Annotated in this window: 14 protein-coding genes; 4 read left to right on the plus strand and 10 right to left on the minus strand. The window is 44.3% G+C overall.

Annotation, left to right across the window (positions count from 1 at the left end; all coding sequences use genetic code 11):
* Positions 1–542: 542 nt before the first annotated feature.
* The 7 genes from R7M92_RS23930 to dusA form a co-directional block, all read right to left on the minus strand.
* The gene (locus tag R7M92_RS23930) at positions 543–1,322 is read right to left on the minus strand and encodes a phosphoadenylyl-sulfate reductase (protein WP_005382748.1); all 780 of its coding nucleotides are present in this window, start codon (positions 1,320–1,322) and stop codon (positions 543–545) included.
* A complete protein-coding gene (gene cysI, locus R7M92_RS23935; protein WP_005382750.1) occupies positions 1,315–3,051 on the minus strand; it encodes an assimilatory sulfite reductase (NADPH) hemoprotein subunit in 1,737 nt (578 codons plus the stop codon). The genes R7M92_RS23930 and cysI overlap by 8 nt, the downstream gene beginning before the upstream one ends.
* Positions 3,051–4,922, minus strand: coding sequence for an assimilatory sulfite reductase (NADPH) flavoprotein subunit (locus R7M92_RS23940; RefSeq protein WP_042523682.1), 1,872 nt, complete (start codon positions 4,920–4,922; stop codon positions 3,051–3,053). The genes cysI and R7M92_RS23940 overlap by 1 nt, the downstream gene beginning before the upstream one ends.
* A 117-nt stretch (positions 4,923–5,039) precedes the next feature.
* Entirely contained in the window at positions 5,040–5,270 is a 231-nt protein-coding gene (locus R7M92_RS23945; protein ID WP_005381264.1) for a hypothetical protein, read from the minus strand.
* A 157-nt stretch (positions 5,271–5,427) separates the two neighbouring features.
* A complete protein-coding gene (locus R7M92_RS23950; protein ID WP_005381265.1) occupies positions 5,428–6,087 on the minus strand; it encodes a TIGR04219 family outer membrane beta-barrel protein in 660 nt (219 codons plus the stop codon).
* Positions 6,088–6,185: 98 nt separating this feature from the next.
* Positions 6,186–6,401, minus strand: coding sequence for an envelope stress response protein PspG (gene pspG, locus R7M92_RS23955; RefSeq protein ID WP_005381266.1), 216 nt, complete (start codon positions 6,399–6,401; stop codon positions 6,186–6,188).
* Positions 6,402–6,566: 165 nt separating this feature from the next.
* Complete coding sequence (dusA, locus tag R7M92_RS23960) at positions 6,567–7,547, minus strand: tRNA dihydrouridine(20/20a) synthase DusA (RefSeq protein ID WP_017821727.1); 981 nt, start codon at positions 7,545–7,547, stop codon at positions 6,567–6,569.
* 321 nt (positions 7,548–7,868) lie between these two features.
* Between dusA and zur the strand changes: the two genes are divergently transcribed.
* Complete coding sequence (gene zur / locus R7M92_RS23965) at positions 7,869–8,333, plus strand: zinc uptake transcriptional repressor Zur (RefSeq protein ID WP_005381268.1); 465 nt, start codon at positions 7,869–7,871, stop codon at positions 8,331–8,333.
* A 9-nt stretch (positions 8,334–8,342) separates the two neighbouring features.
* Positions 8,343–8,804, plus strand: a complete 462-nt coding sequence (locus R7M92_RS23970) for a chemotaxis protein CheX (RefSeq protein WP_005381269.1) — start codon at positions 8,343–8,345, stop codon at positions 8,802–8,804.
* Positions 8,805–8,903: 99 nt separating this feature from the next.
* Here R7M92_RS23970 and pgi read toward each other — a convergent pair whose 3' ends face one another.
* Entirely contained in the window at positions 8,904–10,556 is a 1,653-nt protein-coding gene (pgi, locus tag R7M92_RS23975) for a glucose-6-phosphate isomerase (RefSeq protein ID WP_005381270.1), read from the minus strand.
* A 306-nt stretch (positions 10,557–10,862) separates the two neighbouring features.
* On the opposite strand from pgi, the gene R7M92_RS23980 reads away from it, so the two are divergent.
* On the plus strand, positions 10,863–11,282 hold the full coding sequence (locus tag R7M92_RS23980) for a secondary thiamine-phosphate synthase enzyme YjbQ (RefSeq protein ID WP_005381271.1): 420 nt from the start codon (positions 10,863–10,865) through the stop codon (positions 11,280–11,282).
* 38 nt (positions 11,283–11,320) lie between these two features.
* Here R7M92_RS23980 and alr read toward each other — a convergent pair whose 3' ends face one another.
* Together alr and R7M92_RS23990 are read right to left on the minus strand one after the other, a co-directional pair.
* Positions 11,321–12,397, minus strand: a complete 1,077-nt coding sequence (alr, locus tag R7M92_RS23985; RefSeq protein WP_031777284.1) for an alanine racemase — start codon at positions 12,395–12,397, stop codon at positions 11,321–11,323.
* 13 nt (positions 12,398–12,410) lie between these two features.
* Entirely contained in the window at positions 12,411–13,811 is a 1,401-nt protein-coding gene (locus tag R7M92_RS23990) for a replicative DNA helicase (protein ID WP_005382759.1), read from the minus strand.
* Positions 13,812–14,032: 221 nt separating this feature from the next.
* Between R7M92_RS23990 and R7M92_RS23995 the strand changes: the two genes are divergently transcribed.
* Complete coding sequence (locus R7M92_RS23995) at positions 14,033–14,797, plus strand: DUF481 domain-containing protein (protein WP_005381276.1); 765 nt, start codon at positions 14,033–14,035, stop codon at positions 14,795–14,797.
* Positions 14,798–14,889 lie beyond the last annotated feature (92 nt).

Raw genomic sequence — 14,889 nt, forward strand, 5'->3', positions numbered from 1 at the left:
GTAATGTTTGAATTGACTGTGCTGAATCCGAAGATTCAATGGTCACTTCGTTTCATTGAAACCTAATTTGATACCGAGGTATCGAATTGGATTATCATCAACGAGTGCCCACACAGATTGATAGGTCTATATTGTTAAAGAGCAACTCTTCTTTGTGATTGACATCACTTCGGAAGAGGCGGCCATTCTAGCGAGATAATTTATTGTGTCAAACACTTTCTTCAAATTATTTCGTTTTTCTTTTCAGCCTTATCAACTTCGCTTAACCCCTTGTGAGGCCTTGCCCTGTCGACGAGGAGGCATTATAGAGATCGCGCTCACATTGGCAAGTGTTATTTTTCAAAAATTGCAAAAATAATGGTTAAACGATGAGTTTTCGATCAAACCTTTATTTATTCAACTTTACCCCAAACTCTCACACAACTTATCCACAGAGTTGTTCTTTGAGGCGTGTTTTTTCAAGTACCATAAATAAAGAAAGCTGCTTTATTGCAGCTATCTTTATTAAACTTAACCTAAACTCTATTTAAAGAGCATTATGGCTATATGCCAGACCCATCTTGTTCAGAGCCATCATCTTCGTGTAGGCCACATTCTCGCTTTAAGCCAAAGAATCGAGTTTCTTCCTCTGACATTCCCGGCTCCCATTTACGAGTGGTATGTGTATCACCAACTGAAAGGTAACCTTCATCCCACAATGGGTGGTATTTAAGGCCGTGTTGTTCTAAGTAGTAATGAACGTCTTTATTAGTCCAATCAATTACTGGTAGAAATTTAAACACACCGTTCTGAATTGATAGAATCGGTAAACCTGCACGAGATTTACTTTGCTCTCGACGCAATCCAGAGAACCACGTTCCAACATTAAGCTCTTTTAACGCTCGACGCATCGGCTCAACTTTATTGAGCTTGTTGTATTTTTCAATTCCCTCTACACCCTGCTCCCATAATTTTCCATATCGAGCTTCTTGCCAATTCGCACTTTCTTTGGCTCGATAAACTTTTAAATTTAGGTTGAGAGCATCTGTCAGCTCATCGATAAATCGGTACGTCTCAGCAAACAGGTAACCAGTATCGGTTAGAATGACGGGGATGTCCGCTTTGGCGCGAGTAACTAAATGAAGCATAACCGCGGCTTGAATACCAAAACTAGAAGAAACCGCGAACTCGCCTTCTAGATTATCTAAAGCCCACGCAACTCTCTCTTGTGCTGAAAGCTTTTCGAGCTCGACATTAATTTGAGCAAGACGGAGGATTTGCTCCGTCTTTGTTAATGTCAGTAACTCTGTGAGCTCAAGCTTGGATGCTACAGAATCAAGCATGAAAGTCCCTCTTTGATACGAGCACTTCTTGGATAATGCCAGCACGAATAGTGAAATCGCCAAAGGCTTCGCCTTCTTCACGCTCTTTCGACCATCTAGCCACCAGCAGATCAATCTCTTCTAAGATTTGCTTATCCGTGATGTTCTCTTTATACATTTTTGGTACTCGAGTACCGGCACGGTTACCACCTAGGTGCAAGTTGTAACGACCCGGCGCTTTGCCAACTAGACCAATTTCAGCCAACATTGCGCGACCACAACCATTTGGACACCCAGTTACACGCAAAATGATGTTGTCATTTTCTGGTAGGTTGTGCTTCTCCAGAATCCCCTCCACATCAGTAACAAACTGAGGAAGGAAACGTTCAGCTTCTGCCATCGCTAGCGGACAAGTTGGAAAAGCAACACACGCCATTGAGTTCTTACGCTGTTCACTTACGCCGTCGTCCATTAAGCCATGTTCACGAGCGATCTTTTCAATTTTCGCTTTTTCGTTTTTAGGTACACCCGCAACAATTAGGTTTTGGTTCGCTGTCATGCGGAAATCGCCTTTGTGGATTTTGGCAATTTCAGCAACACCCGTCTTAAGTGGTTTACCTGGAAAGTCTAATAAGCGACCGTTTTCGATGAAAAGCGCTAAATGATATTTACCATCAATTCCTTCTACCCAGCCAATACGGTCACCACGTTCTGTGAATTCATATGGACGGCTTTGCTCAAACTTAACACCAGCACGTTTCTCGACTTCCGCTTTAAAGACATCGCTACCTACACGATCCAATGTGTATTTGGTTTTTGCGTTCTTACGGTTTGAACGGTTACCCCAGTCGCGCTGAGTTGTTACTACAGCTGCGGCAACATCAAGTGTCTTGTCCAGCGGAATAAAGCCAAAGTCGTCAGCGCGGCGCGGATAAGTTGATGTATCGCCATGCGTCATCGCTAAGCCGCCGCCGACCAGGACGTTAAAACCAACCAGCTTGCCGTTATCTGCAATCGCTACGAAGTTGAGATCGTTAGCGTGTACATCTACGTCATTTTGCGGTGGGATAACCACTGTGGTTTTAAACTTACGTGGTAAGTAGTTCTTGCCTAGAATCGGTTCGTCTTCTTCTGTGCTTTCTACTTTTTCACCGTCTAGCCAAATCTCTGCATAAGCGCGCGTCTTTGGTAATAGATGCTCACTGATCTTCTTCGCCCATTCGTAAGCTTCTTGGTGTAACTCTGACTCCACTGGGTTAGTGGTACACAACACGTTACGGTTTACATCACCCGCGGTTGCAATCGAATCAATACCAATACTGTTGAGCGTTTGATGCATCAACTTAATATTCGGTTTTAATACCCCATGAAACTGGAACGTTTGGCGAGTCGTCAGACGAATACTTCCATATAAAGAGTGCTCCGTTGCGAACTTGTCGATCGCTAACCATTGCGTTGGCGTGATGATGCCTCCAGGCATACGAGCACGAAGCATCACATTATGTAATGGTTCCAGCTTTTGCTTTGTGCGTTCATTACGGATATCACGATCGTCTTGTTGATACATACCGTGGAAACGAATTAACTGGAAGTTGTCGGCAGTAAAGCCACCAGTAATACGGTCCTGTAAATCTTGCTCAATAGTGCCACGTAATAAGTTGCTTTCTCGCTTCAGGCGCTCGTTATCAGATAGCGGCCCTAACTCTTCACCTAATACAACCTGCTTATTATTGTCCGTAGAAAAAGTCATTAGTACACATCCCTCTGATAACGTTTCGCTTTACGTAGGTCATTAATAAATTGTTCTGCATCGTCACGCGGCATCTTACCTTCTTGTTCAGCAACGATAACCAATGCGTCGTGCACATCTTTTGCCATACGCGTTGCATCACCGCAGACATAGATATAAGCGCCTTCTTGGATCCACTGCCACACTTGAGCTGCGTTTTCTAAGATGCGATGTTGTACATAAACCTTTTCTACTTGGTCACGACTAAAGGCAACATCCAATCGGCTTAGTACTCCTGACTTGAGATACTTTTGCCATTCCACTTGGTACAAGAAGTCTTGAGTGAACGTGCGATCACCAAAGAACAACCAGTTTTTGCCTTCAGAATCGCGGTTTTCACGTTCCTGAATAAAGCTACGGAATGGTGCGATCCCTGTGCCAGGACCAACCATGATAATTGGAGTGCTATCATCTTCCGGCAGTTTAAAGTTGTTGTTATGCTCAACAAATACTTTAACTTCATCTCCCTCTTCGAGACGCTGTGCTAAGAAACTAGACGCTCCACCATATCGTTTTTCGTCGTTTTGTTCGTACTCAACCAAAGCAACCGTTAGGTGTACTTCTTCATCGACCTCTTCTTGGCTTGATGCAATAGAGTAAAGGCGTGGAGTAAGGCGACGAAGCAAACCAATCAATTCATCTGCGGTTAACTTGGTTTTCTTTTCTGCCAGTACATCAACGATTTGAGTATTTGCAGAGTACTCGCGAAGCTTATCTTTATCTTCAACTAACTTTTGTAGTTTCTTGCTACCGGATAACTCGGCAAACTTTGTGATGAGCTGTGGGTTAGATGTTGTGATTTCATATTTACTCACAAGAGCACTGTGGATTGACAAGCTTTCACCATCAACGTCAACAGTCTCAACCCCAGACAAACCGACCTTACCAAGAATGGCATTTGCAAGTTCCGAGCTATTTTCAAACCACACACCTAGTGCATCACCAGGCTGATACGTTAAGCCCGAGCCTTCTAAGTCGATTTCTATATGACGAACGTCTTTTCCAGAGTCACGGCCCGTGATTTTTTGACTGGTCAGTAACGTCGCAGTGTACGGACTTTGTTTATTGTAAGGAGAGTGTGCAGTCGCAGCTTGACCCACAGGAAGTTGAACCACATCCGCTTCAGAGCCAGAAGACAGTGTATCTTTTACCTTGTCTAACGCATTCTTACGCCATTCAGTTGCAGGGGCTTCATAATCCACATCGCAATCAAGACGCTCGATAAATGGAGTCGCGCCTAGCTTTGATAGGTAAGTGTCGAAGTCTTTACCGGTCTGACAGAAGAATTCGTAGCTAGAATCTCCCAGTGCAATAACACCATATTGCAGGTTTGGCAGCTTTGGAGCCTTCTTCGATTGCAAAAACTCATGTAGCTCAATGGCATTGTCTGGCGCTTCGCCTTCGCCGTTAGTCGATGCCACAATAATGACATGCGTTTCTTTGGCTAAGTTTTTACCTTTGTAATCGCTTGCATCAAAAAGTTCGACTGCAATTCCTTCTGCTTTTGCTTCCTGCTCCAGAGCTTCAGCAACACCTTTAGCATTGCCCGTTTGGGAAGCAAAAATAATACTCAACTTACCTGCTGGCTTCGCTGATACGGCTGCCGTTGCTTGTGCAATTGGCGTTACCGCTGTGTTTGGTTGATTTTGAGCTAATCCCCAAAAATACCCACTGACCCAAGCAAGTTGCTGTGAAGACAACTCAGAGACAGTTTGTTGGAGTGAGCTAATTTGTTGGTCATTCAGAGGGCTTGCGATTGGAGGATTTCCTCCTTGCCCATTATTATCTTCAGACACATTCTTGTGAGAATACTCATTCTTTTGAAAAGACATTATCACGACATCCCTATTCATTGCGTGACGATAGAGTACCCACTCTCCTTAATAACAAGAAAGAATAGAAGTGAATGTTTTATAACTTTTTGGAAGTAAGAACGGCTTACTTTTTGCTCATCGATCTTCAATGCGGACTTGTTGAAAGCCTACTGCCATTGCCGATTTTGACGCAGTATCCAAATCTTCATAAAGACATTCTTCGCCGTGACTGTCCGTTAGAAAAACAAAACCACCGCGCGCATGTCTGAACTCTACAACCCAACCACCCTCTTGGATTGCAGGCTCAATAATCGCTTCGATAAGCTGATTTTCACGGAATAGATGTCTTAGTTCATTTATTGTCATCGCTATCCCTGCTTTAACTTTCACATTGCTCCTAGGTAAGCATGGTCTAAGTCAGCCAAATAGGGAGAAATTTCGATTGGATATAATGAAGTGATATAAAAAAACGCCGCTTATAAAGCGACGTTTTAAGTAAATCGAATATCTAATATGGCTGAGTTTAGAACGCGTATTCCGCACTCACAAAGAAGCCGTTAGCAAAAATAAACTCTTTCCCTAGATCCGACATGAATTTATCGGACTCTAAATCAATCACACGGTAACCTCCACGAAAAGCCAGTCGAGCTTTTTCGAGCGGTACATTGTATTGAACACCTGCCATGAAATCGGTGCTTTTGATACCTTTGTTGTCACCAAAGTTTATCTCACCAATCACATCAAAGTTTGTATCCGGAACTTGAATTTCTGCGTAACCATACCAAGCCCAAATCAGCTCATCAAATTCTTCTACACGCCTGCTTGAGCCAGCATCAATGTATTTAGTGTCACTTAAATTACTGAACGTGAGACCCGCATCAAAGTGCAATAAATCATGCTCTAGAACGTGGTAATACAAGGTTAAATCGAGCTTATCGAACCCCATGTAATCCGCATCAACACTTGAGTAACGAAGGCGCGCATTAGGGACGTATTTAACATCATGTTCAATCGCCGCGTAAAAAGTGCCTGCGGTACTGCTATCTCGTCTCACTTCATTAACTTTAGTGTCGGCAGCCCATACCTCTGCGCCGACTTTTGTCGATACAGAGTACTCTGCAAAAACAGGAAAAGATACTGCCAACGATAATGCCGTTAAAGCGATGTTCGCTTTATTTGTCATGTAGTATTTACTCCGAGATAGCTGATATTCACGTAGAGGACGTGGGAGGAAATATACCATATTCTCACGCCTCTCCATCAACTAAATGATGTTACTCATTATTTATAGCGGGGCTGAGCGACGTAATTCTTGAAGAACCAAATACCCAATGCAATCACGATTAACCATGGTAATAGTTTGAGTACCGCTCCAACCATTCCCAGTAAAAACATCACAACTAACGCAATACCAGTTGCTGCGAATACGGTCATCATTGTGATACCCGTAACCAACAAGGTCGCCGCAAAGACTAAAATAAAGATTAGCTCCAACATAATCACTTCTCCATTTGTTTTCAATAAACAGAGCAGTTTCCATACCAACTTATAGAGAAGAATTTAAGATTATGATTTTTAATAAAAAAAACAAAACCAGAGGCATTTCTGCACTCTGGCTTTATCATTCTTTAGTTGGTAATTTTAGCCATTCACTGGCGAATTTTACACATTCAATTCTTTTGGAATCTTAGCTAGCGCGTCTTGCAATACTTCTAGACCAGAACCTGGTTTGTGCGCATTTTCACTGATATGACGACGCCATTGACGAGCACCGGGCATGCTTTGGAACAAACCTAACATGTGACGAGTAATGTGACCAAGGTACGCACCTTTCGCTAATTGCGCTTCAATGTATGGGTACATCTCTTCAACAATTTCGCTGCGTTTCTTCACTGGAGCGTTAGAGCCAAACAACTCTTGGTCTACCGATGCCAGTAGATATGGGCTTTGGTATGCTTCACGACCAATCATCACACCGTCAAGATGCTGAAGATGTGCTTTTGCTTCTTCTAATGACTTCACGCCACCGTTAATCGCAATCGTTAGGTGTGAGAAGTCTTGCTTCAATTGGTAAGCGCGTGGGTAATCCAATGGTGGGATCTCACGGTTTTCTTTTGGGCTTAAACCACTTAACCAAGCTTTACGAGCATGGATAGTGAACTGCTCACAGCCACCCTTTTCTGAAACAATAGAAACGAAATCCGTTAAGAACTCGTAAGAATCTTGATCATCAATACCAATGCGAGTCTTGACTGTTACAGGGATATCGACCACGTCTTTCATTGCTGCGACACAATCCGCAACTAACTGCGGTTCAGCCATTAGGCAAGCACCAAATCGACCGTTTTGTACGCGGTCAGATGGACACCCCACATTTAGGTTAATCTCATCGTAGCCACGCTCTTGCGCTAGCTTGGCACACGTAGCCAAATCTGCTGGGTTTGAACCACCAAGTTGAAGGGCTAACGGATGCTCTTCTTCGTTATAAGCCAGGAAATCTCCTTTTCCATGAATGATCGCACCTGTCGTCACCATTTCAGTGTACAGCAGGGTTTCTTTGGTCATTAAGCGATGGAAGTAGCGACAATGACGATCAGTCCAATCTAACATTGGTGCTACGGAGAGCCTGCAAGAATGAGTCATGATATAAACACCCGTTTTTATGTTGCCAAGGTCGAGCGCAGCAGTACGCTCAAAAAATAAGTCGGGTATTGTATACCCAAGCACCTCTGGGTGCTAGTTTCAGCGAGAATGATTTGGTTGGCTGGCTAGCCAAGTGCTTAGGAATACGCAGAAGTAATACGAATCTGTCATTCGTTGATTCATTCTGTGATGATTATTCCGCCTTCACACCACCACCGACTTGCTTTAATTCATGATTTTCGTTCTGATAGTGGGTAAAATGAAGCATTTCTAAACGAACTTCGTATAGAAATGATTTATCATAGAGCACGTCCGATAGTTATGGTGAAAGGTTTGAACCCAACAATCATTGAACAAATTGAAAGTATCTGCGCAGAGCGTGGAGTACGACTGACTCCGCAACGCCGACGCGTATTTGAACTCATTTGTTCTAATCGCCGCGCCTCAAGTGCGTATGAGCTATTGGAGCAACTAAAAGAGAGTGAGCCTCAGGCTAAGCCGCCCACTGTTTATCGAGCATTAGATTTTCTCCTAGAGCAAGGCTTCATCCACCGAGTGGAATCGACAAATAGCTTTATTACTTGTTGTTCTTTCAATACTCAGCAGCACTTTTTCCAATTACTAATTTGCGATAAATGTGGTGATGTCGTTGAACTCGAAGATGAGACGCTGATATCCTTGTTAGCCGAAAACGCCGAGAAGCATGGATTCAAACTGACCAACCAAGTTATTGAAACTCATGGTGAATGCCAGGCCTGTTCCTCCGAGACGAAAGAAAAAGTATAGAAGAACGTTATGCGCGCTGAATTTGTAAACCCGTTTTTAGCTTCTTTAATGAACGTGCTAAAAACTATGGCTTCTCTTGAGCTGAAGCCACAAAAACCGCGAATCAAAAAAGATGAGATCGCACGAGGTGACGTTTCTGGTCTGATTGGTATGGTAGGCCCACAAACTCGTGGTTCAATGTCGATCACCTTTGATGAAGCACTCGCCCTAGAAATCATGCAGAACATGCTTGGTGAACGTCCAAATGGGCTCAATGAAGAAGTGACCGATATGGTGGGTGAGATCACCAACATGGTTACTGGTGGTGCGAAACGCATTCTGGCGGAAAGTGGTTTTGACTTTGATATGGCAACACCGGTTGTGGTTTCGGGCCGAGGTCATACGATTCGCCACAAGTGTGAAGGCTCAATTATTATCATGCCTTTCTCTTCCCAATGGGGAAATGCCTTTATCGAAATTTGCTTCGAATAAAAGAGAAAAAATAGGTTGGCACTGGCCAACCTATTTTGTTTTTGCCTCAGGCAATAAAAAGGTCAGCATTTGCTGACCTTTTCTTTATCTATTCAAACATTAAGCTTTGAACGCTTTAAATGCGTTGATTAGACCGTTTGTTGAGCTGTCATGCGAGCTGATTTGAGACTCGTCTGCAAGCTCAGGTAGGATTTGGTTAGCCAGTTGTTTACCTAGCTCCACGCCCCACTGGTCAAAGCTGAAGATATTCCAGATAACACCTTGTACGAAAATTTTGTGTTCGTACATTGCGATCAAGTTACCTAGCGTACGAGGCGTGATTTGCTTCACTAGAATAGAGTTTGTTGGACGGTTACCTTCAAACACTTTGAATGGCGCAATCGCTGCCACTTCTTCAGCATTCTTACCTACTTTCACCAACTCTTCTTTCACGGTTTCTTCATTTTTACCAAACGCTAGAGCTTCAGTTTGCGCGAAGAAGTTAGACATCAGTTTTTGGTGATGATCGCTAGCTGGGTTGTGGCTAATTGCAGGTGCAATGAAGTCACATGGGATAAGCTTAGTACCTTGGTGAATTAGCTGGTAGAACGCGTGCTGACCGTTGGTACCTGGTTCACCCCAAATGATTGGGCCAGTTTGGTAAGTTACAGCATTGCCGTCACGGTCAACGTATTTACCGTTTGATTCCATGTTGCCTTGCTGGAAATATGCTGCAAAACGGTGCATGTATTGATCGTAAGGTAGGATAGCTTCTGACTCCGCACCGTGGAAGTTGTTGTACCAAATACCAATCAAAGCAAGAATCACTGGAATATTGCTTTCTAGATCTGTTGATACGAAGTGCTTGTCCATCTCGTGAGCACCATCAAGCAACTCAACAAAGTTGTCGAAACCTACTGCTAGTGCAATTGATAGACCGATCGCAGACCATAGTGAGTAACGGCCACCAACCCAGTCCCAGAATTCAAACATGTTCGCTGTATCGATACCAAATTCAGACACGGCTGTCGCGTTTGTTGAAAGCGCAGCAAAGTGTTTAGCCACATGAGCCTGATCACCCGCAGATTCTAGGAACCAATCACGAGCAGTGTGCGCGTTAGTCATGGTTTCTTGCGTTGTAAACGTCTTAGACGCGATCAAGAATAACGTCGTTTCTGGGTTAACTTTCTTCAACGTTTCAACGATGTGTGTACCATCAACGTTAGATACGAAGTGAAGGTTTAGATGATTTTTGTATGGCGCTAGAGCTTCCGTCACCATGTAAGGGCCAAGGTCAGAACCGCCGATACCGATGTTCACAATATCAGTAATTGCTTTGCCTGTGTAACCTTTCCATTCACCGCCGATAACGCGCTCAGTGAATGATTTCATTTTTTCTAGAACCGCGTTCACTGCTGGCATTACGTCTTCGCCGTCTACCATAACTGGAGTATTAGCGCGGTTACGTAGTGCAGTGTGAAGAACAGCGCGACCTTCTGTTTGGTTGATCGCTTCACCACTGAACATCGCTTCAATTGCAGATTTCAGCTCGGTCTCTTTCGCAAGAGCAAACAGGTGCTTCAGAGTTTCCTCATTGATGAGGTTCTTTGAATAATCGACTAGGATGTCTGAGCCGAAACGTGCAGAGTATTTGTCGAAACGCGCTGCGTCTTGAGCAAACAGCTCTTTAAGATCCATATCTTGTGCAGATTCGAAATGCGCCGTTAGCGCTTTCCAAGCTTGTGTTTGCGTTGGATTGATATTTTTCAACATGGTCTTTATCCCGATGTTACAGTAGGTTCCATTCCTTACAGTCTAGCGAAAACTGTGGAATCCCCGATTTAGCAAATAGAATATAAATTAGATGTTTGGGCAAATTGCCACAAAACAAGTCTTTGTAATTTTTTTTCAGGCGCCAATTATGACCGAGAGCTTTTACACTCACATTGAGTTAGGTCACGTTCCCTGCCCTGAAATTGAACAATTCATTTACGATGACAAGAATCATATCATTTACTAATGACAGGCTCTAATTGGAATAGGATAGACGCCAATTTATAAATTTCCAAAGGAACACGTATGTGGGCACAAAAAACACTGCAATTAAAAGCGAGAAGCCGCGGTTTTCACCTGATAACTGATGAAATTGAACAACAATTACCACAAATAAATGAACTTTCAGTAGGTTTATTACACTTATTTATTCAGCACACCTCCGCCAGTTTGACCTTAAATGAGAATGCTGATCCAACCGTGCGTATGGACATGGAAGCGCACTTCAATAAGTTTGTGCCAGAGCGTGCTCCTTATTATCAGCACACCTATGAAGGTGACGACGACATGCCGGCACATATTAAAGCATCACTGCTTGGCAGTAGTGTGACGGTACCAATCCAAAATGGTCGATTAGCTTTAGGAACATGGCAAGGTATTTACTTGGGTGAGCATCGAGACTTTGGTGGCGGCCGCCGCGTTATTGCTACGATTAACGGTGAGTAGATAAAACAAAGGCTAACCTTGGGTTAGCCTTTCGTTGTTTATTTGGAGTATTCCATCTCGACGCGAGGCGTTAGCTTAGTCACGAGTTCATACGCAATCGTACCAATGTGACCCGCCACTTCTTCTACTGGGAGCTCTTTCCCCCAAAGAATCGCTTCGTCGCTGACTTTATCCGTTGCGTCTGGTCCCAAATCGACCGTCAGCATATCCATGGAAACTCGACCTGCAATAGGTACTTTACGGCCATTAACCCACACCGGCGTACCGTTTGGAGCACTTCTTGGGTAACCGTCGCCATACCCTACAGCGATGACCCCAACTTTTGTATCTCGCTCACTGGTCCAAATACCACCATAGCCAACACTTTCGCCCTTCTTCACTTCACGTACCGCAATAAGGTGGGATTTAAGTGTCATGACAGGCTGATACCCAAGATCTTGCGCCGTTTTGTCATCGAATGGCGACACACCATACATGATAATACCCGGACGAACCCAATCTAAATGGCTTTGAGGCCATGCCAATAACCCCGCAGATGCCGCCAGTGAACGTTCCCCTTGGCAACCAGAAGTCAACGATTTAAACAGCTCAATCTGTTGTGGGGTAATATCGCTATCCAGCTCATCTGCACAGCCAAAGTGGCTCATGTAACGCAACGGTTTCGCTACATTTGGACACTCCTTCAGCCGCGTTACAAACTCGTCATATTGTTCAGGACGAACCCCAAGGCGGTGCATGCCACTGTCAATCTTCAGCCACACGACAACCGGAGTTTCAAGGTCTGCTTGCTCCAAGGCGATAAGCTGCTCTTCACAGTGCACCACGGTTTGGATGTTGTTCGTCACAAGAACAGGTAAGTCACCAGGAGAGTAAAAACCTTCTAGCAATAGAATCGGCTTTACTACTCCACAAGCGCGCAGTTGCAATGCTTCTTCAATGCGAGCCACACCAAACGCATCCGCATGGTTAGCATGTTTTGCGACATGACGTAATCCGTGACCATAACCATTGGCCTTGACGACAGCCATCACTTTACTTTGTGGCGCTTGAGCTTTTACGCGCTGTAAGTTGTGCTGCAACGCAGACAAATCAATGCACGCCTTGGCCGCTTTCATATAGCTCATGGGATTACTCATCATCAATATCGAATGCAGGACCCGCGTAGTTGTCGAAACGCGAATGTTGACCTTGGAAAGTGAGGCGAACAGAGCCGATAGGACCGTTACGCTGTTTACCAATAATGATTTCGGCCGTACCTTTGTACGGACTATCTGGGTGATAAACCTCATCACGGTAGATGAACATGATCAAGTCAGCATCCTGCTCGATGGAACCGGATTCACGCAAGTCCGAGTTTACTGGTCGTTTATCCGCACGTTGCTCTAGGGAACGGTTTAGCTGCGACAGTGCCACAACAGGCACATTTAGCTCTTTTGCCAGCGCCTTAAGAGAGCGAGAGATCTCAGCAATCTCAAGAGTACGGTTATCGGTTAACGAAGGCACGCGCATCAACTGAAGGTAGTCGACCATGATCATCGATAGACCGCCATGTTCACGAGCGATACGGCGAGCGCGCGAACGCACTTCGGTCGGAGTTAGACCAGAGCTATCATCAATGTACATATTCTTCTTCTGCATCAGGATACCCATAGTAGAAGAAATACGCGCCCAATCTTCGTCATCTAGCTGACCCGTACGGATCTTGGTTTGGTCAACACGAGACAAAGAGGCCAACATACGCATCATCAACTGTTCAGCTGGCATCTCTAACGAGAAAATAAGTACGGGCTTTTCTTGTTGCATGGCCGCATTTTCACACAAGTTCATCGCAAAGGTCGTTTTACCCATCGATGGACGCGCTGCGACAATCACCAAATCAGAGCCTTGCAAACCTGCGGTTTTCTTATTGAGATCTGTGAAACCGGTATCGACCCCCGTAACACCATCTTGTGGCGTTTTATACAACAACTCGATACGTTCTAACGTCTTTTCGAGGATGTTGTCGACGTTTTGTGGTCCTTCGTTTTCACTAGTTCGAGACTCGGCGATAGCAAAAACTTTACTCTCCGCCATGTCTATTAAATCTTCAGAACTGCGACCTTGAGGGTCATAGCCCGCGTCCGCAATTTCATTCGCGACACCAATAAGGCCACGAACAATCGCACGCTCAGCGACAATATCAGCATACGCATTGATGTTAGCTGCACTTGGCGTATTCTTCGCCAAGTCAGCGAGGTAAGCAAAACCGCCTACATCTTCTAACAACTCGTGACGCTCTAGATATTCCGATAAAGTAATAAGATCGAGAGGTTTACCCGCTTCAAGAATGGTTTTTACACCTTCAAAAATCAGGCGGTGTGGACGACTATAGAAATCACTGCTCACAACACGTTCGGCAACGGTGTCCCAACGTTCATTATCCAGTAAAAGACCACCAATTACTGATTGCTCGGCTTCTAGTGAGTGAGGTGGCACTTTGATTGCGTCGACCTGACTGTCTGAAGGTTTGCGATTTCTGTTTTCCGCCATGACTTTGCTCGATAACTACTATTGACCCACGATTATAACCTTAACCTAGCTGAGATGCTTCCCCGAAGCGACAATTACTTGTTAAGAAATCATCATGTGAACCACCCGGGTAATAGCCTGGTTCTTCCGCCTAGCTCTAATAAAAATTAACCTACCATTGACCCAACCAAATATCTGTATCAGTATCATGCCCCTCCTTTTTGATTACGTTCGAGGTTAATGTGTCCCGATACTGGTTACTTAGCTTTAGCCTACTGTGCGCTAGTGCATCGTATGCTGACGAATCAGTACAGCCAGAGCAAAATATTGATGTACCCGACCCACTAAAAACCGAGGTGGAGTTCGGCTATCAAGCTCACACAGGTAACACGGACTCTCGTTCCCTGAATGCTCGTTTGAGTGCTGAATATACGTCAGGTCGACACCGTTCTAATGGTGAATGGAAGTACTACAACTTGTACAAAGACGGTGAAGAAGACAAACGCTCATCCACCTATTCCCTGCAGAGTGACTACAAGTTAGGCCCTAAGACGTATTTGTATGGCAGCTTTAAAGGAGTGGATTCTCGCTACAGTGCTTATTTTAAAGACTATACGTTGTCAGGTGGTTTGGGTTACCAGTTCTCCTACACTGAGAACTTCATTTTAGAGGTAGAAGTAGGCCCTGGTTTTCGCTATCAAGAGCCAAACTTAGACGAAATAGATGATGACGATATTGTCTTTCCCGATATCGTTAGAGAAGGCATTTTTCGAGGAAATATCAACACAACTTGGCATGCGTTGGATAATTTAAGTTTCGCAGCTGATATTACGTTGGTAACAGGTAGAAGTAACACACGTACTGATAGTGAACTCAGTGTAACCAATGATATTACTGAAGATATCGCACTGAAACTGGCGCACTCTCGTCAGTATCACGATAAAGTGCCTGAAGGCTTAAGCAAAGCGGACAGCGTATTTTCCGTTAATTTACTTTTCGCTTTTTAACCCTTTTTCTCTCAGTTTTAGAAGTAAATTACCACCTTCTAAAGAAGGTGGCTTTGTGTGAGCCCCCTAAAAGGGGGCCTTTGTTTAGTCCA

Origin of the sequence: Vibrio sp. Vb2880, assembly GCF_033337975.1 — a bacterium.
Taxonomy (GTDB): domain Bacteria; phylum Pseudomonadota; class Gammaproteobacteria; order Enterobacterales; family Vibrionaceae; genus Vibrio; species Vibrio alginolyticus.